Origin of the sequence: Telmatobacter sp. DSM 110680, assembly GCF_039994875.1 — a bacterium.
Lineage (GTDB): Bacteria > Acidobacteriota > Terriglobia > Terriglobales > Acidobacteriaceae > Telmatobacter.
In genome coordinates this window covers 1,276,157-1,302,535 of record NZ_CP121196.1, presented here as the reverse complement: position 1 = coordinate 1,302,535, position 26,379 = coordinate 1,276,157, and the positions used below count along the sequence as shown (strand labels likewise).

Here is a 26,379-nt window from a genome sequence, read left to right as displayed (position 1 = left end):
TTATAAATCACACGGAAGAATGCGATGTCACAAAGAGTCAGTTCCTGTCACATTTGGTCTCTTGCGGAAGGTTAGTTCGTAAGCCTTGATTAGACAAGGGATTTCTTCCATCCGACTGGGCACTTTCGTCCTCACTTCTATCGGGGGAGTAACTGGCTGGAGGAGTGCCTAAAGCAGCAGTCATATCGATAATCGGAGATTCGATGAATCGAAATGGGGTCGGCATTCGCCACTTTGTCCAGTTCTCAATAGTCTGTATCGGGCTCTTCAACCTCGTTGCACTTGGGATAGTTGGGTGTGGCGGAGGTGGTAATAGCAGTGGCGGTGGAACTCCGCAGCCCACCATAACCTCGGTGACGACGGCGTGTTCACCTTCATCCATCGTCACGAATCAAACAGCGACCTGCAGCGCCACCGTTACTGGGACAGGCAACTACAGTTCAACTGTGATTTGGACTGTGAGCCCGACTGGCGCAGGAACCGTCAGCAGTCAAGGGATTTTTACTCCTTCGATAGCTGGATCAGCCACCATCAAAGCCACCTCAACACAGGACGCATCGAAATCAGGCACTTCATCTATCACAGTGGCCAATCCAACAGCGCTGACCGTGAACATCACAGACTTGCCGACGGGAACTAACGCAAAGGTCACAGTCACGGACCCAAATGGAGCGTTAACGAGCGTCACTGCATCGCAGACGCTGAATGCAATTCCCGGGACCTACACGGTGGCGGCTTCACCCGTCGTTGCCGGATCGAACACCTACCATGCCACACAGACGACGCAAACGACCGTAGTCGTCTCTCAAGCCACATCGACGGTCACGGTGGACTACTACAACATAGTTCCCAACACGACCAAAGTTCTGGACCAAGCCGGACTTCAATCTCTCACTTTATCCCCAGACGGGACAACCGTTTCGCTGAGTTCCTCGAGTGAAGTTGCTGCATCGCTGAAGGCGGGAGATGTCCTAGTCAGTTCGCCAGCAACAGTGATTCCGAACGGATTGCTGGTGAAGATCGTCTCTGTAGCAAACAGCGGCTCGATCATCACTGCAACCGTGTCACCAGCCACGTTGAAAGACGAGATCATCCAGGCGCGTTTCGGTGTTGATTTACCGTTCACAAAAGCTGCCAGTGGAGCAGCATCTCCACAAACTTCCATGTCTCCGAAGCTGGTCAAAGCAGGTGTTGTCACCTCAAGCACTGCACTCACAAACCCATGTGCGTTGGCTCCCCAGGTCTTATCGCTGCCGTTCGCATATGCACTCCCTCCAGACCAGAACCAAAATACGATCACCGCATCTGGGGAAGTGGACTTCTGTAATCTGCATGTCGATTTCGAATACAGCGCACTTAATCTTTCAGCGAAAGCTACTGTCAACTTGCAGCAATACTCAAACCTGGTGGTGAAGGGGCAATACTCCACTACATTCGACTGGAGTCAGACCCTAGATAAATCTGATTTTGAGAATCAGGTTGTTTGTTTAGGGAATGAAACGTGTCAGTCCGTGCTGGGGCTGCCCGGAAGTATTGGAAATGCACTGGCAGTCATCACACCGAGCATTACTCCACTTGTCGGTTTGACGGGATCGGCTTCTGGAGGCTTATATCTTGGCGGTGCCGAAGCTGGAAGCTTTGGAGCCGGTATTCAAGTACAAAACCTCATTGCTTCTCCGGTATTCAGCGGGACTTTGCAACAGGTTTCATATCCCACGGGAGTAGAGGGAACTCTCGATGCCAAGGGATATTTCGGAGTGCAAGCAGGATTTCAGTTCTTCGGCTCGGTTACATGGCATGTGGACCCCCGCATGTATGTAGAACTCAAGGCTGACACAAGCGCTAATCCGTGGTGGACACTGTGGCTCGGCGATGAGGCATATGCCGGCATAACCTTGACGGTTTTGGGGTTCGGAAATGACGAACTCGATACGCCTGAATACACGATTTACTCGAACCAAGTTGCACAAGCCAACGGAACATTCCTAGGTCAGCCGACGTTAAGCTCGATTACTCCGCCAAACGCAATGCAGTTTGGACCTGCACTCACGGTTTCATTGGCAGGAAGCAACTTTGTTCCTGGAGCATATGCAGCGGCGAACGGTTCTCCTTTACCGACCACTTTCATCGACCCAACATCTGTTACAGCTCTGATACCGGGCAGCCTCTTGGCGACAGCGGGAACTGACCAGATTTCGCTTGTCAATCCGTCGCCAAGCGGAGAAAGCTCAAACCCCATCTCGTTCACCGTAACTGGTTCCGCGAACTGGATCAGCATTAGTCCCGCATCGGTTTCTGTTCCTGCAGGCTCAATACAGACTTTCTCTGTGATTGCTGGTGCAGGTGTTTCTCCAGTGTGGAGCGTTCAAGAAGGATCAACTGGAGGAACCATTACCTCGGGTGGAGTTTACACAGCGCCGAACCAAATTGGAACGTACCACGTTATCGTCGCAAGTGCAGCCAACCCTAACCAGAGCGCAGTTGCGACAGTTGCGATCGTCAGCGGTCCGACGATCAGCACTCTGCATTCCTTCAACCACGGCACGGAAGGCGCAAATCCATGGGGTGCGCCAATTGTGGGCAGCGATGGAAATCTATATGGGGCTACTCAAGCAGGGGGAAATCTCTCGTGTTCGTATATCTCTTCTTTGAATGGCTGCGGCACTCTCTACAAAAGTGATCTATCGGGCGCGCTGACTACGTTGCACAGCTTCTCCGGTTCAGATGGCGCATACCCAGTCTCATCGCTGCTTGAAGTCTCCAATGGTGTCTTCTATGGAACTACAGACTTCGGAGGATCCAACACCTCCCAGTGCGTCGTCTCCGGAACGACTGTTCAATCGGGATGTGGGACTGTATTCAAGTTCGACTCGACGGCTGGGTTCAACTCCGTCTTCTCGTTTGGACCGTACTTTTCACCGGCTGGAGCGGGCCCCATTGCCTCATTCATACAGGCAAATGACGGAACGCTGTACGGAGCTAATGACGTGGGCGGAAGTAGCACGTGTACTGGATCGATCAATGGTCAGTCCAGATCGGGTTGCGGCGCCATCTTTGCGATAAAGTCTTCCTCCGGTATCACTGGTGTGCACACGTTTTCTGGTACGGAAGGAGCATTTCCAGCAGCATCTCTTCTCTCTCAGCCAGATGGTTATTTCTATGGTGTGACGGGTGCAGGCGGAAACACGACTTGCTCCTCGTATGACACTCCAGGATGTGGCACTGTTTACCAGTTGAGCTCATCGGGGACGATCAAAACCCTGCACTCATTTTCCTCGAAGGATGGTGCCTACCCTCATTCATCGTTGATCCGCGGTTCTGACGGAGAACTGTACGGAACCACAGAGTTTGGGGGTACCACGTCGTGCTCCGGCGGAGCGCAATGGAGCGGCTGTGGAACAGCTTTCAAAATTGACACGGCGGGTAATTTCTCGTCGCTGCATTCCTTCTCTGGACCGGATGGAGCTTATCCGAATGGGCTCATGTTGGCGAACGACGGCTTTTTCTACGGGACCACTAACGGAGGGGGCAATTCCAGTTGCACCGGAGACTTTGGGCCCGGATGCGGAACAGTTTTTCGGATGGATTCGCTCGGGAATGTAACTGTGCTCTACACATTTAATGGACAATCTGATGGCGCCGATCCCACGTCCGCAGTAGTGCAAGGCCCCGATGGTGCGCTGTACGGAACGGCCGAGTATGGCGGACTTTATGATGACGGGACCATTTACCGAGTTTCGAATCTGAACATTCTGGCTTCCAACTCGCATGGTCTTCACTCACAGAGCATAGAAGCGAATCCTCTCACTCCTCCACTTGAGCGACATGAGCACGTGAAATTTGCAGCACCAGCGCCACCAGCTGTTCCATAGGTTTTCCATTCCACGGAGATATCGCATGCAATCGTTTTGTTCATCCCTTCTACTCTTGCCCGTTCTAATGTTCAGTTCATTATCGGCACAGGAGTGCCGCCCCAAAATTGCCATCAAGACTTTCGCAAATCCAGCGAACTATACGCGGTCAACGATCGGCAACGGGTTGACCGAGATTTTGACTACGGAGCTTCAAAACACTGGAAAATTCAATATCCTCGAGCGGTCGAATATCGACGAGGCGACGAAGGAAATGGATTTCGGTACAACCGACTACGCCAAAGGAGACACCTTCGCTCGGAAAGGCAACCTCCTGGGCGCACAATACCTACTGATGGGCAAGGTGACAAATTTCAGTTACTCCGAAACTGGCCAACGGAAGCAGAAGATCAATCTGCTTGGCCCTAATACGATTGTGATCGAATATCAGCAGCGAGCGGATGTACGCGTCGACTTCCGGCTGATCAAGGTGGCTACCGGAGAGACTGTCCTATCACAGGCCGGTGACGCGCATTCCACAGCAAAAAGTGAAGTGTCGGAATATGGACTTTTTCAGAGAGTGATCGCGGGAGCAGTCACTCTCGAATCTTCGTCCAGCTTAATCGGAAGAGCGACGACAGATGCTGTTCGGGACATCGTGAGCAAGCTTAATTCACTGCATGAAATGGTTGAATGCGGCGACGATCCGTGGGTAGAAAAGCTTTCTTCTGCAAATCCGACGATTGTGGCGGAAGAAGGTGGCGGACTTTGGATACTTGGAGGCATTGGAAGTGCTGATGGGCTTCGAGTGGGGGACCGCCTGTTGATCAAGCATGACAACGGCGTCAAAGACAAAAGCGGCAAGATTATCTATCACAAACTGGTCGATGTTGGTCAGATGGAGGTCACAGATGTCGGACAGGCAGATCATGCAGAGGCTAGATTCACCGCAGATGCTGGTGCCGGGGGAAGGGTCCCGCAGGTGAATGACCCGGCCACTGTGGATATGGAACACGCTAAACGGCTTCGGGGAGCATTAGGTACACAGACTGACCACCCCACGGACGTAACCTCCAACAAAGAGCAGTTGGAGCAATCGATCAAACGTGCAGAGAGCTATATGCACGACCGGTTCTGGTCACAGGCTTTGGACGAATACAAGCATGCAGCTGCACTCGGCCCCAGTGATGTGCGCGTGCTTGCCGGGGAGGCCCTTTCACATTATGCTCTTGGCGATTTTGTAGAGGGAGACGGTATCGCCGAGAAACTCATTCAGAGCGACGGTGCTCTTATCTTTCCAATCGCACACTATCACGGAATGAACCTGTGCACCGGCCAGCTCACTATTCAGAAAGGGAAGCTGGCGTATACGGGTGGAAACGGTGACGGATTCGATATCTCTGGATCTGCGGTCTCTGATGTGCAAGTCCGGAAAATCTCAAAAGGAATGATGGCCAATGAGAAGATTCCCGATCTGCCAATAATCAACATTAGATTCAAGGACGCTGGCGGTAAAGAAAAGGATTACCAGATGCTGCCTTACATGTACTCGAAGGATGCGTCGACAACAACAGGCAAGAATCTCGCGAGCGCCTTCCCGATGGGCGATAGTGAGATTCGCGACATGCAAAAGTTTGAAGACTCAGTTGTACAGCTAATTCACAAGTTTGTCAGATGAACCGCAAACCTGTGCGAATGGAATGAGTATTTATGAGTCGCGTAGCGTCGAAACGCGGGTGACGTTCTTGAGGGCCGCCGGGAGTGATGTAGCTGGGGATGCGCGATGCCGTGTTGTTTTGTCTCCATCTCCATCTGTACCTTCAACCGCCGATGTTCCGCGCGCGAAGCATGTCGAACACAGGAAGACCATGGTTGCACCTTTATGGTTGTCCCTGTTGAGTTGTTCCTTCGCGATTCCGAGTTTGATGGCGCAAACGCTGGAGCGCCCGGTGCTCCTCGCTTCAGGAGAGAGCCAAGGCAACTATTTCAGGGTGGCAAATGCCATCGCCGAAGTCTCAGCGCGCTCTGGGATCAAAGTTCAACCGATCGTGTCTGCCGGCTCAGTCGAGAACATTGGGATGTTGAGTTCTGGAAGAGCTGACTTTGCATTGGTACAGAGTGATGTCGCAGTGAGAGCGCTCCTCGGGCGCCTCCCTTTCACGAGACCGATCACAAATATTGAATTGCTCACGCCGATCTTCACTGAGCCAGTGCACGTACTGGTCAGAGATGATCTGTTCATCTTCTCGGTTGACGAGCTAAAAGGTAAAACCATCGCTACTGGAGCCAATGGAAGTGGTGGACAGCTCACGTCGCGTTCCGTTCTCGAAGCGGCTGGTGTCTCCATGGGGGAGTTTCAGGCCCGGGCATTGTCAATGGACCAAATAGTTCCGCAACTATCAGATGAGTCGATTGACGCGGCTTTTATCACAAGCACCGTTCCCGCTGGTACTGTCGTCCAGTCAATGTCGAGCCGTGAAGCGCGGCTTCTTGTGCTTGACCCAAAGCTGATATCTCGGCTGACAAATACCGGGAGCTACGTCGAGGCGTATATCCCCAAGGGACCATATGCCAATCAGGACGACGATGTGCCGACTGTTGGTACACAGTGTCTTTTGCTCGTTCGCTCAAATGTGGATCCCACAAAAGTTTCGAGTGTTTTGGAATTGCTTGAAAAGGAGCGAACTGAAATTGAGCACGCCACCGGATCCAAAATGGACTTGCTCTTCAGACCCGTTGCTGCTCAGCTCCCGATTCAGATTCATCCAGCGGCAAAACCTTATCTGTCTTCTGGTCTCGGCATAGGGTGGTTTTGGATGGGCCTCGCGCTCTTGCTTGCAATCATCGGTGCCGCTCTAATCTGGAAGCGGGCCCATGTTCGGCAAGCAACAAGCGGTCTTGCTGATCTCATTGCAGCAGTGCTCGCTCTCTGCGGGGTTTGGTTATCTGCTGCGCTTGGATTGTATTGGTGTGAGCGTCATGTCAACGAAAACTTTGAAACCATCTCCAAATCCATGTGGTCGGTGCTCGTGTATGTTTCCGGTGGATTCCAGGCGAGAGCACCAAGAACTACATGGGGTGAGAGAGTAGCTGTTGTTGCGATCATCGTGGGAGTCGCATTGGTAGCGTGGGTTATAGCGGAATTCGGAAAGAGATACATTTCGGAAGAGCTAGGAAGATGGATGGGGAGGGTTCCTGTGCCAAGTCACCTCGCAGAACACATCATTCTCATTAATTGGGATCGCCGTGTGGAAGAGATGATTGAAGAATTGCACGGGCCGGAGATGAAAAAGCGGCCCGTCGTTGTTATAGGTCAAGGTCCGTCAGTCTTTCCGCACCGACCATCGTTCGAAAGATGTTTTTGGGTTTCGGGAGATGCAACTGACACTAGAGTTCTAGAGCAGGCGAAGGTTTGCTCGGCTTGGTCAATCATCATACTTGCCTCGTGGTCGAGTGAGACTGGTCAGCACTTGGATCCGGATGTATCAGATGCGAAGACTGTACTCGCACTAATCGCTTTGCGTGGAATGTGTGATACACCGGTGACCGCCGAAGTTCGCTCCACCAGGAATTTGAAAGCTGCTGAGGCAGCTGGAAGGGGGGTGCGCACAGAACTTGTATGTGCAGAGAATTTCGGCGCGAATGTTCTGACCCAATGCGCCTTTACTCCTGGGCTAGCAGACTTGTTTCAAACTCTGCTTACCTTTAATGCCAACTCAGACGAGATTTATAGAGTGAAGGTGCCTGACCAGCTGAAGAATGCCCGGTTCTCCGATGTGTTGCGTTTTTATGCCAGAAGGGAATCAAAGGCACGCGCTGTGATCCCAATTGCCGTTGTGCGCGGAAGTAAGATCTTACTGAATCCGGGAGATGACATAGGACCATTGAATGATGATGATCGGTTGTTTGTGATTTGCGATAATGAGCAGGCATTCGATGAGGCCACAAAGCATGCGGCAGAAATGTTTGGGGCTTAGGGCAGCCGAAAGGCGAGTTGCTCCTTAATAATTAAGGTCTTTTCCCGTCCCACAACCCACACCTTATGGAACGGCCGGATCGTTGCGATCCGGCCGTTGATTTAGAGGGAGTTAGTCGGGGCGTTTTTCGAGGCCTTTTGAAACGGCCACGAGTCGGCTGTGGATGTCGTTGATGACCTTGCGCTGCTGCGCCAGTTCCCGGTGCAGATCCTTCGAGAGAGGGTGTTGGAGTTGATCGCGCAGCTCGGCATTATTTTGCTCAAGACACTTGCGATGTCGGGCCAGGTCGCCGCATGCTTCTCCGATGAGGTAGCCAAAAGCTGCCGATAGCAACATCCAGGCAGGGATGAGGTCTGCAGGGTTTTCGATCATGCAACGTTCTCCTGAGCAGTTCGAGCGTGCTCGTGGAGCACGCGGTGGATGGTAGTTCGGGATACGCGGTGTTCCCTGGCCAGCTGGCCAAGACTCATGCCGCGTTGCCTGTCTCGACGGATGGCAGCGTGATCAAGATCGAGAGCAGGCCTTCCGATGTGTCGGCCTTCGAGGCGTGCCCGGCGCATGCCGGCACGGACTCGCTCGACGATCAGGCTGCGTTCGAGTTCGGCGATCGCTCCGATGATGACGACGATCGCGCGGCCCAGCGGGCCGCCCGTATCGATCTGTTCGCGGAAGCTGATGAACTCGATGTTGAGCCGGTTGAGCTCGTCCAGCACTTCGAGGAAGTGCCTGGTCGAGCGGGCGATGCGATCGCATGCCCAGACCATGACCACATCGAATCGGCCACGGCGGGCATCGCGCATCATCTCATCCAGACCTGGCCGGCGCGCCTTTGCGCCGGAGATCCGGTCGGTGTATTCCTTGGCGATTTCGTAACCGCGCTGGGCGGCCATCTGCTGAAGGTCGTACACCTGTGTCTCAGGATGTTGATCTACAGTGCTCACCCTGAGGTAGAGCGCGGCGCGTTTCACCGTCGCCGCCCCTTGGTTGAGTTCTTCTCGACGTAAGCCTTGATGTACGCCATCAAGACATCCGTCATGTTCTCGCCGCGGGCTGCGGTGGCAGCCTTGAAGGCGTTATGCAGAGATACGGTAAGGTTCATGTTCAAGCGCTTAATCTCCTCTTCTATGATCTTCGCGATCGAGCTCACCCCCTCTCTTACTTCTCCCAGGCCTCATGACAGAACAACACCAGGGAGGCCATCCCCATGTGATCGATCGTCAGGCCATCGGCCATGCGGTGGATCAGTTCCCGGCTCGTCGGCACTCGGCCGGCTTCAACGGCCTTCCATTCCGCGACTTCTATCCCCGACTCCGCGGCCGCTTCCTTGACGGTACGGCCCTTCTCGACCCGAACATCGCGAACAAGGTCGCCGAAGAACTGGCCCCAGACCTGGCGACGAGATAGGTTGGGACAGGAAGGCGGCTGAATTGATCTGCTCATATACTCATACCTCTTGTAAGGCGATCCCGTCAAGACGAGTCCGCCTGGATTTAATTACTAGCTCAGTATGAAGTGAGGGAAGCTTCCAACCAAAGAGGCTACACCTCATCTCTGACCAATGAGTACTACCAGAAGCTGCTCGATCTGCTGAACACCGCGATCGCCACGGGAGACCTGTCCGGCGGATCAGCCTTCGACAAGACCGCCCTGCTTAATCTCGAACAACAGGCCCAGAGCTTTGCTTCCCTGCCCACTGCAACTGCCGGCATGAGGGCGATGGATGACTCGTTCAACTATCCCCTCAGCCTGCTGCTGGCTCGGCTCAAGGCTCTTCAGGGTGAAGCGGGCAACTTCACCACCGTGTCCGGACGACTGCTGGACATCCTGGCGCACGAGACCAGGTCCCTTCCCGGCCGTGCAAATAACACGCCCGCGCGCGCGGGAGGGACCGGAGCCTCTGCTCACCATCAGGTCATCTGGTCATCAGGTCGCCAGGCCATCCGGCTGGCCCGGTGGTTCCGGGGCATAGACCATATATATAGTTAGGCCGGAATGTTGTTCCTTGTGACCCTGGGTCTGTAGGGAATCGTCCTCGGTATATTCCTGCTCTTCATCCCGGTTGTCTGGGATCAGGATCAGGTTCATGGACGGTGTCCTTCCTTGATCGAAAAGACATGTTCTCCGGGGCAGGGTCAGGGAACAAATTTAGAAAGAAACCAACCCCTCGTTGTTGAGCCGCGCCGCCCAAAATCAGCTCCAACAATCCGCCGGACAAAATCACATGTGAAAGGTTGGGACCATATGGTCCCGAATCGAGCACTGGGACTTATGAAGCAGTGGACGGGGAATTCGAGGGCCCTATTATAGCGGCATACCAAAATTATCCCAGCGTACTTCACTTATTTACCACTTCCCACACTGCGACGCTTCTTCCCGCGGCGCTCACGTTTCTCCGGCGCCGGCGCCTTCCAGGCCGCCTTAAGGTAGGCTCGCTCGGCCTTCTCGAGAGGACCAAACAGCTGTTCTCCGTATCTCGAAGATCCTGCCGTATCAAAACCATAAGTTGAACAACAAATCAACAAATCGCTCGACATTGGTTTATTGATTAACCAACGAATAGTTGGGACTTAGTTACGAGTCCCTTGCGTATTGGCGTACTAGCGCACTAATAGCACAAGCGTGGATGAAATCGCGGATTGCAGAGACGGTCCCAGAATAATCCATTACTAAACTCTGGGGATTTCTAAGGCAACTTTTCCATATCCGTTATGAATATCTTATTGCTCGGTACTACCGCCTCATCCCTCTCATAGCCTTGTTTTCGTAAGAAAATATGAACGGTCGACGATTTTGGCTGGGGCAGCCGGATGGTGCATAGCCCGTCAGGGCCGGTGAAGGCCCTGTTCATTTTGCTCTGACCGACCACGACATCCACCTCCACACCGGATACGGGAACGCCGGTGACGCGGTCAGTGACTTGAGCGCTGAATTGCCATGGAGGCGGAGGACGAACTACAAACCAAAGCGCTATTCCAGTTAGGCCTGCAGCCATCACAGCCAGCGCCGCCCAGAGTTTCCTCCTACGCCCAACAGTCCAGCCCAAGCTCCGCTTAAGCTGAGCTGCTACTTGCGCTACATCCACTGTCGTAATGCCCTGAACTTCGAGCATGGCTGGCAGGGGAGTCCTATCGAGCAGCCAGGGAAAAACGGGTTTCTGCAGAGCCTCGGCGCGCGAGTACTCGAAGGTGATGTAGTCAGAGCCGCGCGCATGCTCTGACCAGCAGAGCACCAGCGCCCGTGAAGCCCTTACCGAGCGCTCCAGCCGACGCTTCCATTGCTCGCCGGGGTCAATCGACTGCACATCGAAAAAGACACAATAGCCCATCCGCCGCAGTTCATCGAGCAGCGGTGCTACGCGTTCCGTGTCTGCGCGAGAGTAGCTGAGGAACACGTCATATTTGGCCTTTGACATCTGCGTCATTGTTCCAAAAGCGGCTCAAGTTGGTGAAGGGTTGCGGTCAATGCGGCCCCATCGCCATCTCCAAGGTTCTGAAATAGACCGACCCACGTTATGCGGCCAGTTTCGAAACTCGAGGATGATGCTAAAAAGTGGATCACTCCCCCAAGATCGCAACTCGTCTTTTGCATCTCCGTCGCTTTGAGTCTAAGGTTCTTCTCAGTCTCGTGCGCGCGGGCCTTTTGTCGTGCACCCCACTGGCAGGCTAGTTTCATGGTGTCGCGAATCACTATCATAGGAATAGAGGGAGCCGGGAAGGATTCATCGTCGATCATTGCCGCTTGTCTTTGGCAGCCTTCGAAGTTACTGGTCGTCAGCTCCGCTTCCACCAAATGCAGCCTGACCTCGGACGAAGGGTCGAGCGCGAGCCACCGCTGAGCTAAATCGCGAGCACGAACGTAGAGGTGCAGCTTACTTTGATAAATGGAGAATGCAATCGCCAGCACTGTAGGGTCTGTTGGCGAAACTTCCAAGCTCGAATCGACAGCATCTGAGGCATCAGAATTGTCGCCCTGATCCGCCAGCGCGTTCCCAAGGCTGATTTCTGTCTCGGCCCATTCGTGGGGCGCGTCGGCTTTGGAATAGACACTTAGAGCTGCTTGGTAGGCTTCGACTGCCTTGCCGAGCAATTCTGTCGACTGCGTACCAGTACTTCGTTCACCCTGATTCACGAAGGCGTTTCCAAGATTCATCTGTGTCACTGCCCAATCTTCGGGCAGATCTGCTTTTGTCCGTACCTCAAGCGCCGCATAGTCAGCCTTCACCGCCTCGGCAAATAATTCCGCCGCCTGCGCTCCATTGCTCCGCATACCCTGAAATACAAGTGCTGCAGCTAGATTGTTCTCAGACAGCGCCCAGTCTTGTGGCAAATCTGCCTTATTCCGAACTTCCAGCGACGCGCGAAAGGCTTGCACCGCCTGAGCAAAAGACTCCATTGCCTGCGTCCCACTGCTCCTCTGCCCTTGGAGGATTAGAGTGCCCCCAATATTGTTTTGAGCTAATGCCCATTTCTGTGCCAGATCCGCTTTGGTATAAACCTCCAACGCAGAACGGTATGCTGCGACCGACTGAGCCAACAGTTCTACGGCTTGCGATTCGCCGCTTCGCTCCCCAAGATCCTTCAGGGCGTTTCCAAGATTGTTTTCAGATTGGGCCCAGTCCTGGGGCAGGGTCGCCTTGTTTCGAACCTCGAGAGCAGCCCGAAACGCTTGCACGGATTGGTTCAATAATTCCTCCGCCTTCGCGCCGGTAGCCCGGTCTCCCTGATTTCGTAATGCAGTTCCCATGTTGTTTTGCACCATTGCCCACTTCTGCGGCAGGTCTGCTTTTGTGAAAACCTCTAGCGCCGACCTGTAGGCTGTAACGGCCTGTGCAAGCAACTCCATCCCCTGAGCTCCGCTGCTCCTCACCCCCTGATCCTTCAACGCGTTTCCTAGATTGTTTTGAGTCTGGGCCCAGGCCTGAGGCAGTTCTGTCTTGGTGAAGACCGTCAGCGCCGCTTTGTAAGCTTCGACTCCCTGAGTAAACAGCGCCAATGCCTGTGTTCCATTGCTGCGATTTGCCTGATCTGCGAGGGCGATTGCGAGATTCATCTGAGTCGCGCCCCATATCTGAGGCAGATTTGTACTGGTGAGAACTTCCAGCGCCGCCCGGTAAGCTTCGACCGCCTTAGCCAATAGTCCCGTCGCTTCCATCCCGGTACTCCGATCGCCTCGCTGCAGTAGAGCGTTTCCAAGATCGATCTGAGTCATTGCCCATTCCTGTGGCAGGTCTGTCTTCGTTCGCACCTCCAGTGCAGCTTGGAAGGCTTTGACCGCCTGCACCAACAAGTCAGTAACTCGACCGCCGCGGCTTCGAATGCCTTGATTCATCAAGGCGACACCCAGATCGGACTGTAACTCTGCCCAGACCCGCGGAGAGTCCGTCTTCGTTAGCACCTCCAGAGCAGCCTGATAGGCCGCGACGGCCCCAGAGAGTGATTCCACAGCCTGTGGACCGCTGCTACGTTCGCCTTGGCTCATCAGAGCCATCCCGAGGTTGTTTTCTGTCTCTGCCCAGTCCTGAGGCAGGTTAGTTTTGGTTCGCACTTCCAATGCAGCCCGGAAGGCTTGGACCGCACGTTGAAATGATTCCATGGCCTGCACATTGGTCTTTCGCTCCCCCTGATCCACTAAAGCCATGCCGAGATTGTCCTGTGTACCGGCCCATTCTTGCCGCTCGCTCGGCAAAGAATATTCTTTGAGCAACGACTCGTAGGAGGTGATTGATTGAGCCAATAGGGGTATGCTTTCGTTAGCCGCGCCGCGGTTTCCTTCATCCCGGCGTGCATTTGCCAAGCGGAGTTCACTCGCTAGCCAGATGCCACGATAGGAAGAGTCTTCCGGGAACAATCGATGTTCTTCGCTAGCTTGATCGCGTGCGCCTGCGAGAATTTCGGTCGCCTCATGAAACTGGAGATTCATTTGGTATGAATTGGCGCTCTGGTATTCGCTGTCAACGTATTTCTGAAATTCAATTCTCGTTTCCTCTAGCGCTCTTTTTTGACTTTCTTTGAAAGCACTCAACTGATCCGCAGCGGCTTGATGAAACATTGGAGCCGCAATTCCGTAGTGCTTCAGCGCCAACTCGGAGAGTGCTTTCTCCTCGGTAGAGGCCTGTTCCTTGTTTCGCTGAATCTCTTCGGCCCATTCCTTGACCTTTGTGTCCACGTCCGTGATGGCGAAGCCGCTCGTCCTCGCCCATTCGGTCATCGCTGCAGTAAGGTTGTCCGGCCTCTGGCCTTGCGCCGCAACAAGCTTCTGCCTGGTCACGCGATTCTCCAGTTCCAAGTGCTTGTTTTGGAGCGAAAGTCTGTGCAGCACGGCCTCGATCTGTATCGGCCCCAGCAGCGCCGCAGAGCCTTTGGGCAGCATGCTCACGTTGATTGTCGTCGGTAGCGCGGACAACTGGCCGTCCGCAGGCTGATAGATGACAAGGTCCTTGGCGCCAATGATCTCGATTCGCAGGCCGCCGCGCTGGGCCGCATCTTCCGTCACGTCGAGCCATGCTTGTCCCTTTGGGTTGGTCACATCGCGCGATTCGGTGACGCGCACAGAACCTTCGAGATAATTTAGCTCCACCCGTACGGTCGGAACTGCCTTGGGCGGCTCCGTGTGTGCGTCCACGACCAACACCGCAACAGTCGTCTCTGCCGGGACCTTTTGCGCCAGCGCGGTGACCTGTACGCCACACAAACATGTCACCAGAAATGGCCATGAAATGTGAGCTTTCAATTGTGACCTCCGGCGAGACGCGTGTGAAGCTCATGTTTCGCATTTCGCTCTTGCGACGATTGCTACTTTTTCCCACTCGCACTACAGCCGAGGGCACGATACAGGTCAAATCTTGTAGCGGCGAGTTCGGGGCTGGCGTTGGACCATGCTTCCCCGATGCTGCGCTGCTGCTCGGGAGTAAGGTGCCACGAAAGCGGCGCCATTCGATCTGGATGGTAGGAAAACGAGTCGTCTGTGACTCGTATCTCGTGTTGCCGCAGATCATCAGACATCAAATGGAGCTCGAAGGCTGCCCTCGATTGCTGCGAGTTCGTGCGAACCGATAATAGAGTACCGATGGGCGCGACAAACTGACGCTGCCAACTCCACGGCATTGGTTTGGAAGGATCGGTTGAACTCGCGTCAATCAAGATCAAAATCACCTGACGATTCTGAATCTCATCTTTTGCGGCGAGCAGCCACTCGCTAGCACTGAGCACTCCAGAGTTGTCGTAATACCCTCCGTCGGCAAAGTGTAGGAAACCTTCTTCCGTTCTAGGCATCGGTGATACCCAAGGGAAGCTGGCCGAAAGACGTGCTGCAGTTGAAATAGGGATATTAAGGTGCGGATAGGCATTTGAGAACTGTAACGCTGTACTTCCCCACTCCACATTCTTTCCGCTGGGAAGCGAACTCGACCCAATGATGAATCTCTGTCCTGTCTCCGAAACAGTCGCATTGAAGATGACAGCGGGACGTTTCCCATTCCTCGTATCTTTGACCCAGTCGTCGATCTTAGGAGCACTCGACCAGAGAGGCCTCTTCCAATTCTTTACCCATTCATTTTCCAACGCCCAGCCACGGTCTATGTCGTGTCCAAGGAATGCGCCGGTTGCTGACCCAACAACCGGAACAGTACGCAACAAATCTGGATAGAGTATCCCCCATCCAACAGCGCTCAGGGCAGTCCTTGAAGAAGCATCACGGACATCCGGTAGTGTCTCCATATTGAGCTTTCCATTAGACGCGCTATAGGATCCCAAGACGTACATTGTCCCCTGGCTGCCTCCCGAGACCGAACTCACAAGGAGAAGCGAGGAAGCGAAAGGGTTCTTTCCGTCGCTCTGTTGACAATCTTCTGCGATTCTCGTGAGTACTTCTGCAGTCCATGCGGAAGCGCGTATCCCGCCTCCCGCCGTTGCAACAATAACGATGGGCGCGTCAGAATTCTTAACCTGGTTCAACTTCCATTTTTGAACGATCTCTTTTGGGGAAGGGGGGATGTCGACTGGAGAAATACTATCTCCTTTAAAGGTGTGGTCTGTGGCCACAAATCCAGTTAGAAGAGACAGCACGAGTATGGAGGTCAAAACGGGCACTCGCAGAACATCCAGGAAAAAGGCTATGCCGCTGAAGGCCCACGTGAGTAAGGTCAATAAAAATAGAAGAAAGAAGACAGCTGCAGGCGGATTCAATCCGGAACTAGGCGAAAATGCGATGCCGGCAACGAGGTAGATGACTAGGAGCACGGCAACGGCTGTCATGGCAAGCTGATGGCCGGATCTCAGACGACCGTTCGTGCTGAGGATTCCATCCTTCAGATCGTCAGGCAAGATTCTGGCAAGAGTTTTGTCCAGGACCCGACCAACTGCCGATCTGCTTACATCGTTTCTAGCCTTGAGCAATCCAAACTGAGGATACAACTGCTTGGCGCTATGACCGGGGTCAGGCTCGATCCACACGTGGAGCCTTGCCGTAAGCCAGAGACCCACCAGAGAAAAGACAACTGCAATCAAACTCCCGAGGATCTTTTGCCACCAATGAATGTCAGAGGTCCCGGAAATCGTCATGAGGATCGACGGAAGTGCCAGTGCTCCGAAACAGCCAACGACAGGCCACGAGAGATGATCGGACATACATCCATCGACTGCAGCGGCAGCAATGTTGTCCGCTTGCAGAGTTCGAAGCGCGCTATAGCGATCTGGTCCATATACCAAGACCATTCGCGAGGTAATCATGACTGTCCAAGCCAGCTCCAGTGCTGCCCAAACAACAAAGACGAACGATACAAAACCGAGAGCGTCAAAGATGCCAATGAAGATTGACGGCGCCGCGAAATAGCTGATCGGCAGAATCAGGGCTAGAATAGCCCCTCCAAACATTTGGAAACGAAGAAGGTACAGAGTCTCGATCCACAGAAGGAGCTTGCTAATGGAAAACGGGCGAATCGGGAAGAAGAGACCGAGCGCAACCAAAAGACCTATTCCCAGAGGGACGAACGCGACAGTCAACAAGGGAAGATAGAAAAGGCCGCCTACCACTGATATTCCGGCAATTATCATGACGGTGGCCATCACGACTCTCCACAACCGCTTCATCCCCCGAGCTTGCGCGAACAAACCACCAAGAAGGACCAGGGAGAAAGCGAACAAAATCCATTTCGGGATTGAGAACAATCCGGGGGGATGAAGATTGCCCGGCGGGTATGCAAGAAAATGCAATGAGACAAGCAGGCAGACGTTTTCGCCCACATCCATCAGCATTGTCAGTAGGATAGCGATCGTGACCCATCTTGAAAGACGACCGTCGAGTACGTTCGCGAAGAGCAGAAAAACGCCTCCGTAGAGTGCTATGAAAAGAAAGTCCATGCAGGTATTGGCTTGAGCTACATGAATATTCCACAACCGATTGTTGCTTGAACTGCACTGATTGATCAGGACCTCGAAGGTGTCCTCTGACGTTGTAACCTCCAGCGCTCCTATAGGGCTTGCGTGGGGGCTTGATAGGCCTCGGTTGGTGGGGAGTTCCGGACATTGCTCTCGACGGTAGCCATTGGCCTCCCAGCCCATAAGAACTGCCCAGATGATGGTTGCCAGTAGAGCGAGCCAAAGGAGTTGGAGCTTTTGCTTGAGTTCCATCGCTGAGGCACCTCAAATGATCTGTTTAGGGCAGTCAAACAAGGAATTCACAGTCGTCCGCCGTCCGATGTGATGGGAGCGGAAATAATACTGAAAATTCGCCAATCAATCAACTGAAAGTCTCTCCAACATTCGAACACCCAAAAATCATCTGCTTGCGATTCCTAAACGTCGATTCCCTTTCGCCATTTAAGGATCAACTGATAACTACGTTTTACGTAAGCGTGTTGTCTTCCCCTCTGGCGACTGGGTGAAGTTTGGGCTGACCATCGCCCCATGGGTCATTCAGAAGAAGTAGGGGCTGAGCGCCGGGTTCGCAGATGGCGGTCGGTTGCAGAGAAGCGACAGATTGTAAAGCAGACGTTGGAGCCAGGCGCAAGCGTGGCGTTGATTGCCCGGGCTCATGGTCTGAACGCGAACCAGGTTTTCAAGTGGCGGCGTGCTTTCGAACGCGGCGAGTTGGTCGATTCCGCGGCATCATCCACAGCTTTGCTTCCCGTCACGATTGCCGCTCCGAGGGAGCGAGAGGAGCCTGACGCCGAGCAACAACCGAGGACGTCCGGTTCTATCCATATCGAGTTTCCAGGTCGGGCGACGATCAGCGTGGAGATCGGCGCCGATGCGGCGCTGTTGCGTTCGATCCTTGAGAGTCTGCGCAAGTGATTGAACTCCGCACCGGGACGAAGATCTGGTTGGCTGCCGGGGTGACCGACATGCGGCGCGGCTTCGATGGTTTGAGTGCGCAGGTGCAGACGGTGCTCAACGAACAGCCATTCTCCGGTCACGTCTTCGTTTTCAGAGGACGCCGCGGCGACATCGTAAAAGTTCTCTGGTTCGATGGCGACGGTCTATGTCTGTTTTCCAAGCGTTTGGAGAGAGGTCGATTCATCTGGCCGCAGGCTAGTGAAGGAACAGTTTGCCTGACGCGTGCGCAGTTGTCGATGTTGCTTGAAGGGATTGATTGGCGTCGTCCGCGAAGGACCTGGACACCGGAGATTGCCGTGTGAGTGACGAACATGATTCCCCTGTATTCATGCGGGTTTTGCAGATGATTTCTTATTAACTTCATGGCATACTGCGGTCATGATTCCGGCTAGGTTGCCTGATCTTGACGGACTCGATCCTGAAGCGCTGAAGGCGCTGGTCATCGCCAAGCACTCGGAGTCGCTCGAACAGCATAAGGAACTCACTTCAAGCACACATCAGATCGAACATCTGAAGCTGGTCATTGAGAAGTACCGCCGGATGATCTTTGGCAGGAAGAGCGAGAAGCTGACCGGTGAACTCGAGCAGCTTGAGTTCCGTCTCGAAGAGTTGGAGACTGCACAAGCTGCTGAAGAAGCCGCAACCGAAGCAGCGCAACCCGCTTCGACGAGAACTGATTCGAAGCGTCGATCTCGTCCTGTACGCAAGCCTCTGCCAGAGGATCTTCCGCGTGAAGTGGTCACCCATCTTCCACCGCATACCTGCTGTCCCGATTGCGGCAGTGCGCTACGGCAGTTCGGTGAAGACGTCTCCGAGCAACTGGAACGTATTCCGGCAACCTTCAAGGTGATTCGACACGTGCGGCCGAAGTTCGCCTGTGCAGGTTGCGAACACGTCGTCGAGGCGCCCGCTCCTTCACGGCCCATCGACCGCGGACTGCCGGGTCCTGCTCTCCTGGCTCATGTGCTGCTGTCGAAGTATGGTGATCACCTGCCGCTTTATCGCCAGTCGCAGATGTATGCCCGCGAAGGTGTCGATCTGGATCGCTCAACACTGGCCGGCTGGGTCGGCGCAGCCAGTGAGTTGCTTGCTCCGCTTGTCGATGAGATCAGGAGGCACGTTCTTCGAGCATCGAAGATCCACGCCGACGATACGCCGGTTCCAGTGCTTGCTCCCGGCAACGGCAAGACCAAGACCGGCAGACTGTGGACCTACGTACGCGATGATCGTCCTGCAGGTTATTCCACTGCTCCAGCCGTGTGGTTCACTTACTCGGAAGACCGCAAGGGCGAACATCCGCGACGGCATCTGAAGGATTATGCGGGTGCACTGCAGGCGGATGCGTACTCCGGATTCCATCATCTTTACGGAGACGGCGCCATCTACGAAGTTGCATGCTGGGCTCATACCAGGCGCAAGTTCCACGACATCCATGTGGTGCATGCGTCACCTACTACCACTGAAGCCCTCACACGGATCGGCGCGCTGTACGGAATCGAGGAGCAGATCCGCGGCAAGCCTGCCGAACTTCGCTGCTCGATCCGCCAGGACCGAGCCAGGCCGCTACTCGACCATCTTCGCCAGTGGATGGAGAAGACGCTTCGGTCGCTCTCAACCAAGAGCGAGACCGCCAACGCGATCCGATATGCTCTTTCACACTGGCGTGCTCTGACACGCTACGTCGATAACGGCCTGCTCGAGATCGACAACAGTGCCGCCGAGCGGGCGCTACGAGCTGTTGCCATCGGACGGAAGAACTATCTCTTCATGGGATCTGATTCCGGAGGCCAGAGAGCTGCTGCGCTATACAGCCTCATCGGAACTGCCAAGTTGAGCGGAATCGATCCGGCCTTCTACCTGCGAACCGTACTGGAAAAGATCGCCGAGCATCCGATCAATCGCATCGAAGAACTCCTGCCCTGGAATATCGCCACCTCACTCAAGACCGACTCTTCCCAAGCCGCTTAGACCGACTCAATAAGTGTCCGCTTAAAAATAAGCGGACACTTGTTGGACACTCTCTTCCGGTCAAGATGGGAACTCCGAACGCTTACCGTTTTACTGGGGCAAGTAAATAATCACACTCGTCGAGAGAGGGCCGCACGAACCCAAGCGAATGCGCGAGCGCCCAGTCAGTTGCTGTCAAAACCTGTCGAATGCATAAAGCGCGGTCGCGTCTCGATCTTGGAGAAACGCTATTTAATATCGCAGCCAGTCGGGAATGAATCGGTTGGTGAAATAGCGCTAGCCGCTCGAAGCGTAATAGCAGCCAGTAGTCTCGTTTTGTTGCGCGAAGACATCAAAAACAAATGGAAACACGAGATAGACCAGTTCTGCTCATTTGTGGTGAAATCTTCGGTCGGCTCGTACCGTCAATCCAATTAACACTATTCTCTGGCTGTTACCGACGGGCGTTATTGGCGCCACTGCAGCCTCGTTCTGTTATCCCGGTGCGAGTCCAGTTCTTTTTGTCGAGCGAAAGCTCAAACAACGATTCGACTTTCCACTCATCCTGCCTCAGGCAAGTAATGACGGAGAAATAGACGAATGATTTACGGAAACTCGGAAAAGAAATCTCGTAGGTCAGTTTCCGTCGATGCATTTCGCATGATTGGCGCAACACCAAAAATTTCCTCTACTGTGCGCAACATTGAACTGTGATTGTAATAGGTGTAGTTTGTGAAGTTCCTTTTCGCATATGGGGATAGGATCAACACCGGAATAGGGCCATCTCCTACGGACGCCTCATCAAAGACGATGAAGAGCACACCTCCATCCTTAAAGGCGGTCGACTCTAGGATCTTCGGAACCTGCTCACTTAGCCACGTATCTCCCTGTTTGATAGGGTTTTCTCCACAGTTAGAATGCATGCTGTGGCATAGATTGGGCACGATGAAATTGTAGTGAGCGGTCTTGTCGTATTTCAGATCTGTAGTCAACTCACTAAGCGGGCGAATGTGCGAAATGCAGTAAGGGGAATCAGCATCAAGATAATTAGTAACATCATCAAAGAACACAAATGGAGTGTGCCACTGGCCAAGAGGGCAAATAGTTCCGTTTGCCCATTCGTTATAGGACTTCCATGAGATGCCTGCGTTTTTGAGCAGCGTAACGAGGTGGAGAGTTGTGGTTTGACTATTCGAGGCAATCGAATCATCGTTTAGGATACCGAAATTCGTTCCTGCTTCGAGCCAAAGGTAATTTGGCAAACTTGGATGAAGATGCGGTGGATTGTAATATCGACTGGGGTGAGCACCCATTGGGACAAGAGTCTTGTTGATATATGGCGCCTCAGCGTTACCCCTGATGTCATATGATCCGGCCCCAGTCCAGTTGTGATTCTCCATCATGATGAGGAAGACGTTCTTAATGTGATGGCGGGTTGTTGATTCGCGTATTGCTAAAGGTTCGTCAGAAGACACGGCTGACGAGGGGTTCATCCTTCCGTTCACCCCACCCCCACAAGCGGCTACACTCAACGCTAGGATTGGAAGCGCAATCCGGACTACGAGCCTTCTCATGTAAACAAGCACTAGGTTCATGAGTTCTCCGGGGAATTGGGAATTGATACATGTATCGGCTTGAGAGTCTAGGTATTCACCTAAATTGTCGGTAATTCTAACAAATAAAGTCATTCACAACATCCAGATTTCTCAGCGAATGGTAGATACTTTTATCTTTGTCAAGATATTGCCTAACCAAGGTCTCTCGCCAATCAAAGCGAATATTGGCAACAGTTTTTGTTAGGCGCTCGAGGGAAATTACTTGCCAAAATCCTTTGAGTGGCTGACGCAACAAGCCATCTGACAGCATTGCTCACGCCCCGATGTCAATCAGAGGTCGGTTAGCGCCTACTGATTAGGAAACTAGGGGTTGACACCATCTCGAACCGGCACTTGACTCTGATGGCATCCTAGATAAGATGACCCAACTTGACATGATCCTTGGCATAATCAGAGCCTATCTTTTGCAGAAGCGGAACCGCGAGAACTGCATCAAGCTGTGTCAATTGGCGATTCGTCTGAAGCAATTTTTCCACGGTCTCAGTATCAAACGACTGGTTGTAACGAACGTATCCGAACCACCGACCCCCCGGGTACTGCGCTTTCACTTGGTCTCCAATCTCCTCGTCAAGGGACTCTCCGTAGATGCACTCCCCCAGGGAACGACAGAGGTAATCCTGTTCCCAGGTAATTCCCTGCATCAAGGCCGTGGGAATTCGCGAGACGTTGTATCCCAGCCACAGCTTCCGTACCTTAGCGGGTAGCCCAGACGAAAACCTCAGGGTTCCCAGCGAAACGAGGCGAATATTCTCTGGACCAGGCACCCAATTCAGTCGATAGCAGGGCAACACTGCAGTTAAAGCTGCGATGAGAGCCGGATTGTTATACGGCGTAATCCCACCGTCTTCGAAGATGTAAGTCCTGTCGCCCAAGGTGATCTCCTCGGGGTCAAAATAGACTGGCGCGGCGGTACTCGCTCGGACCAGCTTCCATAAAGGAATTCTCAGGTTGCAGTAGGAAAGGCCTGTGTCGTTGAACTTCGCCATGGGATTATTGCTCACAGGCCACGCGGAGCCCGTGGTGTGGTTTCGAACAACAACTAGCAGAAGTTTCCTTAGCCGATTTGTTCCTAGCAGAGCCGGTGCCTCGCCATTGCCGTCTTCTGAAAACATGCGCTGAAGCATCTGTGAGAGAGGCTTCGCCTCGAAACGTGAGATTAGCAATCTTTTGAAAGGTCTATACCAAGGGACATGCTGAAACATCGTCTTGCCATACTTCAAGTACACGTCGAGGATTGCCTCGACCTCCATTCCCCAGCAAAGACAGGCGGCGATAATCGCCCCTGTGCTTGTACCTGCGAAGAAATCAAAGTGATCTGCGAGAACTAGGTTGGGTGAGTTGTAGTGCGTGCGCAGCAATCCCTGCATGTACCGCAGAACCTCCAAGCTGAAGACACCACGGATTCCGCCACCATCTAGAGAGAGAATTCGTTTCATCTCTTCACTTCCGTGTCAGCTTCACGTTGCGGACAAGAAATCTCCACTCCAGCAATTCAACCAGGAGCGCCCGTTCGACTCTACAAGTGACATTCATGACGGTTGTCCATGTCCGCAAAGCGCTGAGTTCCGAATCCCATTCCTTCAGGCAGTTGTGCAACTCACGATAACGCCACTGACGCCTTTTGCAATCCTTCACGATAAGGAAAGCTCCCGAGATAGTGGCAAGTTGAAATAGCGCCGAAACAGCGACAGCTAGCCCTCTTTTCCCAACAAATGAGTGCGCGATCGCAAGTTCCTTTCCATCCACAAACAGCCACATCGAGATGAGGATCGCCAAACCGATGCAAAGGCAGCTGGCAATGCGATAGTTTCGTGCCTCGCTCCCAGATTGCACGGCATGAGTTGAAAAGTATTGCAATTGCTGCGAAATGCGCTCCAATCGATAACGTCTTTTGAATTCATCTAATGCCATTTCGCTACGAGAGCCATCTAAGGCTCTAAGTAATTTCAGAGATCTCAGCGCGCCGGCAAGTTCCGGGATGATCTCAGGTCCGATGACTTGATATTCATCCGGAGAGTCCCAGAGAGCTAAAACTGAACGGCATACCTCGGCCGCTGTCCGCGTTCGCGCCCAACGTGTTTGCCTCTGACTGAGCCGTAGGACAATGGGAATGGCGGCAGCAGTAATTCCAAGTGCTGTCCCAATGCCGAGCCAGACCTTAGAGTGAGGCATCTGTAACCCAGCTCCGCTGGAAAATGCGGCAGCCGCGGTGTACATAATTGGTATTGAAGATAAACGGCGGACCTGTGGCGCAAACCGGCTCGCATTTTTATCGAGCTTCTGGAGCCACGCCCTTGCCAGTTCCGCTGGCGAGTCTGTCAAAAGCGTCTCACCCATATCCGATAAGCCGTTCAAGAAGTTAAGCTCCTGATCATGGGTTTGCTGAATCCGCTTCAATGCTGGCTCATTAAGGATCTGGATTGCCCCCGTCTTGCTATGGATCCAGATGACTGGCCGACCGATGCCGCCAGCGAAAGACACGATCTCCTGCGTTCCATCCTTCGCTACCGATGGCTCCCCATCCCAGAGCGCAATCAAGAGTTGACTCTGTTGCACTATTTGGATCCCGCGTGCGTAATCACCCTCCTCACCAGACTCTTGACCGCTTACGAAACTGACCGAGACTGCCTTTTTCAACACTTGTTCCGCACGCAACCAATTGTCGGTATTAGAGTCTTTGCGGAAGTATTCTTGAGGGGGAGGCAACAAGACACGGATTGGAATTCCGAATTGAAGACAGCTTTCGGAGAAGAGGAGATCTCCCTCGGATGTCGCTGATGAAACTCCGTAAAGGATTCCCTGCGTTGCCTCCTGTTGCTTTATCAGAAGGTCGCAGACCAGCCGCCGAATCCGCGGCTCGTCAGCGAAACTACTGCATCCCGTAAATCCGATTGCGAGGACTGTCGGAAGGCGAACCACCGAGTTCGTTACTTTCGGATGAAAGGACATTGTGGCAAGAAAGACAGTCTCCAATTGATCAAGTCTTTGCTACTGCAAGATTTCCGTAAGTGGGAACTTGGAGATATCAACTGTTACCTGTGAGGTCAGTTGGTCGATGAGGCGAAACATATCCCGATTCCAGTATTGGTTATCCGTGCCGACACCGCTCTTCTCATCGGCAATGCGATAATCCTTCCCTCTGTACTTCAGTTCGACAACTGGCGGAAAATCAATATCTTGCACCACTCCCCTCAAGCGCAACAAAGGAATTCGCTCAACCGAAGGGACAGCATCAATAAATCTTGCTGGATTCTTCGCTGCTTCTTCTCTTTTCGCTTGAGAAAAATAGGTACTGGGCGGGACCGTGGGATTGGAATGCAGAAGCATTTCATATGGAACCTGTTCCTGAGCGGCAGCGGCCATCAGTCCAATCAAGGAACGCATAACGAGATGCGCGGAGACTCCCGACTTCTCAGAAGTTGAATTGCACAAGTCCTCCTGTCTCGTATTTCCTTCGATGCTAAAACCGACGGTAAGGGACTCAAGCACATCTTGCAGTGCAGCCCCCTGTTTCAGCTCCTTCATATCCGGATCATTCAGAATCTCGTCTTCAATCTGCTGGCCGTCTGGAACGAGCGTAGTACCTTCAGAGTGAAGCGGGTAGAGGGAGAACATTGGCGTAAATACCTTTTCGCCTAGAAGCCATTTCTTGTTCTTTACATCATGTTCCCATACAGCGTTCTTTTGTGAGGCACTCACGATTTCCTGCGCGCTTGGAGCCTTATCTTCTTCTACGCCGGAACCGATATCAACAGAATAAGGTACAAATCTGTTTTGACCACGTAGCAGCAGATAGCCATGCTTTTGTAACCAGTAGACGACCGCGTTGATTCTCAGAAAGGTTACATAACTCGAGAGTGTGACCGGATCGCGAAGATAATCAAGATCCGGAGTGCCATCCGATTTGAGATAAACAGTGGGAGGTGCATTTCGAATTGTCTGGACTGCGCAATGCTGTACGCCATCCTTATTGGTAAATCTTGTGAGTTCAATTCGATCTACCATGAGACGAAGTAGTTGATCCACCCGCCAACCCTGTTCGTATAGGAAGTAGAACGTTTCCGGTGGAACTGGCTTTAAGAGAAGCTGTGCATTTGTTTCATCATTAACCGGGATGAAGGTGAATATTGGATCGTTCTCATAGTTCGCCAGAGGAGTCCCGCCCCCGGTGGCTGCCCCGAGGTTCACGTTAGATGATTGGAGTGCATATGAGGCTGTCCCTGTCAAAGAAGCCTGCATTTTATAACTACTCGTAATTTGGCCTATCTTGAAGAAGTAGGTAGGGTCACGGTTTTCGAGGCGCGCCAGATTCAGGAGTACCTCTCTGTTTGAGGTTTCCGCATAAGCCTTCTCAAAGCCCGTGAAATCCACCCTTAGACGCTTCGGTGCGCAACCGGACAAAACTACGACCAGAAGACCGAATAGGACAAAGCGGAGACGGGTCGCACTTGATATGCGTTGCAATGAGGCGAATGTTTTTGATCGCGAGACGCAGTCTTGCAACCTTAATCGCGTCGGCAGTTCGGCTGAGCGGTGCGAAGTCGTCGGCATGTTTATCTCTCCAAAAGAGTGAGGCTTAGTCGTCATCCGGTCCAAAAGTGCAGCATGACAATCCAGCCAGTCCAGTGAGGCCGCGGGCACTGCGCTGAGACCAAAG

At 53.2% G+C, this 26,379-nt stretch carries 18 protein-coding genes; 7 read left to right on the top strand and 11 right to left on the bottom strand.

Going from position 1 to position 26,379, the window contains the following annotated elements; all coding sequences use genetic code 11:
- The first annotated feature begins 203 nt into the window (after positions 1–203).
- Genes P8935_RS05205 through P8935_RS05195 form a run of 3 tightly spaced genes read left to right on the top strand, consistent with a single transcriptional unit; the run spans position 204 to position 7,828 of the window.
- Positions 204–3,872 carry a choice-of-anchor tandem repeat GloVer-containing protein gene (locus tag P8935_RS05205; RefSeq protein WP_348263933.1) on the top strand — a complete coding sequence of 1,223 codons (3,669 nt, stop codon included), beginning with the start codon at positions 204–206 and terminating at the stop codon, positions 3,870–3,872.
- Between the two features lie 25 nt (positions 3,873–3,897).
- Positions 3,898–5,529, top strand: coding sequence for a CsgG/HfaB family protein (locus P8935_RS05200; RefSeq protein WP_348263932.1), 1,632 nt, complete (start codon positions 3,898–3,900; stop codon positions 5,527–5,529).
- Between the two features lie 22 nt (positions 5,530–5,551).
- The gene (locus P8935_RS05195; RefSeq protein WP_348263931.1) at positions 5,552–7,828 is read left to right on the top strand and encodes a TAXI family TRAP transporter solute-binding subunit; all 2,277 of its coding nucleotides are present in this window, start codon (positions 5,552–5,554) and stop codon (positions 7,826–7,828) included.
- Between the two features lie 111 nt (positions 7,829–7,939).
- Here the strand turns inward: P8935_RS05195 and P8935_RS05190 are convergent, their stop codons facing one another.
- Genes P8935_RS05190 through P8935_RS05175 form a run of 4 tightly spaced genes read right to left on the bottom strand, consistent with a single transcriptional unit; the run spans position 7,940 to position 9,268 of the window.
- Positions 7,940–8,200, bottom strand: a complete 261-nt coding sequence (locus tag P8935_RS05190) for a hypothetical protein (RefSeq protein WP_348263930.1) — start codon at positions 8,198–8,200, stop codon at positions 7,940–7,942.
- Positions 8,197–8,796 (bottom strand): recombinase family protein, encoded by a 600-nt coding sequence (locus tag P8935_RS05185; RefSeq protein ID WP_348263929.1) that lies wholly within the window; start codon positions 8,794–8,796, stop codon positions 8,197–8,199. The genes P8935_RS05190 and P8935_RS05185 overlap by 4 nt, the downstream gene beginning before the upstream one ends.
- A complete protein-coding gene (locus P8935_RS05180; protein ID WP_348263928.1) occupies positions 8,793–8,975 on the bottom strand; it encodes a plasmid partition protein ParG in 183 nt (60 codons plus the stop codon). Before P8935_RS05180 ends, P8935_RS05185 begins: the two co-directional genes overlap by 4 nt.
- Before the next feature lie 8 nt (positions 8,976–8,983).
- Positions 8,984–9,268 carry a helix-turn-helix transcriptional regulator gene (locus tag P8935_RS05175; protein WP_348263927.1) on the bottom strand — a complete coding sequence of 95 codons (285 nt, stop codon included), beginning with the start codon at positions 9,266–9,268 and terminating at the stop codon, positions 8,984–8,986.
- A 72-nt stretch (positions 9,269–9,340) separates the two neighbouring features.
- Here P8935_RS05175 and P8935_RS05170 point away from each other — a divergent pair, with 72 nt between their 5' ends.
- Entirely contained in the window at positions 9,341–9,814 is a 474-nt protein-coding gene (locus P8935_RS05170; RefSeq protein ID WP_348263926.1) for a hypothetical protein, read from the top strand.
- Positions 9,815–10,511: 697 nt separating this feature from the next.
- Here P8935_RS05170 and P8935_RS05165 read toward each other — a convergent pair.
- The 3 genes from P8935_RS05165 to P8935_RS05155 all read right to left on the bottom strand — a co-directional run bounded on the left by P8935_RS05165 (position 10,512) and on the right by P8935_RS05155 (position 17,454).
- Complete coding sequence (locus P8935_RS05165; protein ID WP_348263925.1) at positions 10,512–11,240, bottom strand: toll/interleukin-1 receptor domain-containing protein; 729 nt, start codon at positions 11,238–11,240, stop codon at positions 10,512–10,514.
- Positions 11,241–11,245: 5 nt separating this feature from the next.
- Complete coding sequence (locus P8935_RS05160) at positions 11,246–14,557, bottom strand: hypothetical protein (RefSeq protein ID WP_348263924.1); 3,312 nt, start codon at positions 14,555–14,557, stop codon at positions 11,246–11,248.
- Positions 14,558–14,619: 62 nt separating this feature from the next.
- Positions 14,620–17,454 carry a patatin-like phospholipase family protein gene (locus P8935_RS05155; protein ID WP_348263923.1) on the bottom strand — a complete coding sequence of 945 codons (2,835 nt, stop codon included), beginning with the start codon at positions 17,452–17,454 and terminating at the stop codon, positions 14,620–14,622.
- Positions 17,455–17,730: 276 nt separating this feature from the next.
- Here P8935_RS05155 and P8935_RS05150 point away from each other — a divergent pair, with 276 nt between their 5' ends.
- The 3 genes from P8935_RS05150 to P8935_RS05140 all read left to right on the top strand — a co-directional run bounded on the left by P8935_RS05150 (position 17,731) and on the right by P8935_RS05140 (position 20,127).
- Positions 17,731–18,117, top strand: a complete 387-nt coding sequence (locus P8935_RS05150; RefSeq protein WP_348263916.1) for a transposase — start codon at positions 17,731–17,733, stop codon at positions 18,115–18,117.
- Positions 18,114–18,461 carry an IS66 family insertion sequence element accessory protein TnpB gene (gene tnpB, locus P8935_RS05145; RefSeq protein WP_348263915.1) on the top strand — a complete coding sequence of 116 codons (348 nt, stop codon included), beginning with the start codon at positions 18,114–18,116 and terminating at the stop codon, positions 18,459–18,461. Before P8935_RS05150 ends, tnpB begins: the two co-directional genes overlap by 4 nt.
- 76 nt (positions 18,462–18,537) lie before the next feature.
- Positions 18,538–20,127, top strand: coding sequence for an IS66 family transposase (locus P8935_RS05140; protein ID WP_348263914.1), 1,590 nt, complete (start codon positions 18,538–18,540; stop codon positions 20,125–20,127).
- Positions 20,128–20,711: 584 nt separating this feature from the next.
- On the opposite strand, the gene P8935_RS05135 is transcribed toward P8935_RS05140, so the two are convergent.
- The 4 genes from P8935_RS05135 to P8935_RS05120 all read right to left on the bottom strand — a co-directional run bounded on the left by P8935_RS05135 (position 20,712) and on the right by P8935_RS05120 (position 26,273).
- Positions 20,712–21,599: an alkaline phosphatase family protein gene (locus tag P8935_RS05135; protein ID WP_348263922.1), complete on the bottom strand. Its 888-nt coding sequence runs from the start codon at positions 21,597–21,599 to the stop codon at positions 20,712–20,714.
- Positions 21,600–22,072: 473 nt separating this feature from the next.
- Entirely contained in the window at positions 22,073–23,158 is a 1,086-nt protein-coding gene (locus P8935_RS05130) for a patatin-like phospholipase family protein (RefSeq protein WP_348263921.1), read from the bottom strand.
- Positions 23,159–23,162: 4 nt separating this feature from the next.
- Complete coding sequence (locus P8935_RS05125) at positions 23,163–24,278, bottom strand: hypothetical protein (protein ID WP_348263920.1); 1,116 nt, start codon at positions 24,276–24,278, stop codon at positions 23,163–23,165.
- A 432-nt stretch (positions 24,279–24,710) separates the two neighbouring features.
- On the bottom strand, positions 24,711–26,273 hold the full coding sequence (locus P8935_RS05120; RefSeq protein ID WP_348263919.1) for a hypothetical protein: 1,563 nt from the start codon (positions 26,271–26,273) through the stop codon (positions 24,711–24,713).
- Positions 26,274–26,379 lie beyond the last annotated feature (106 nt).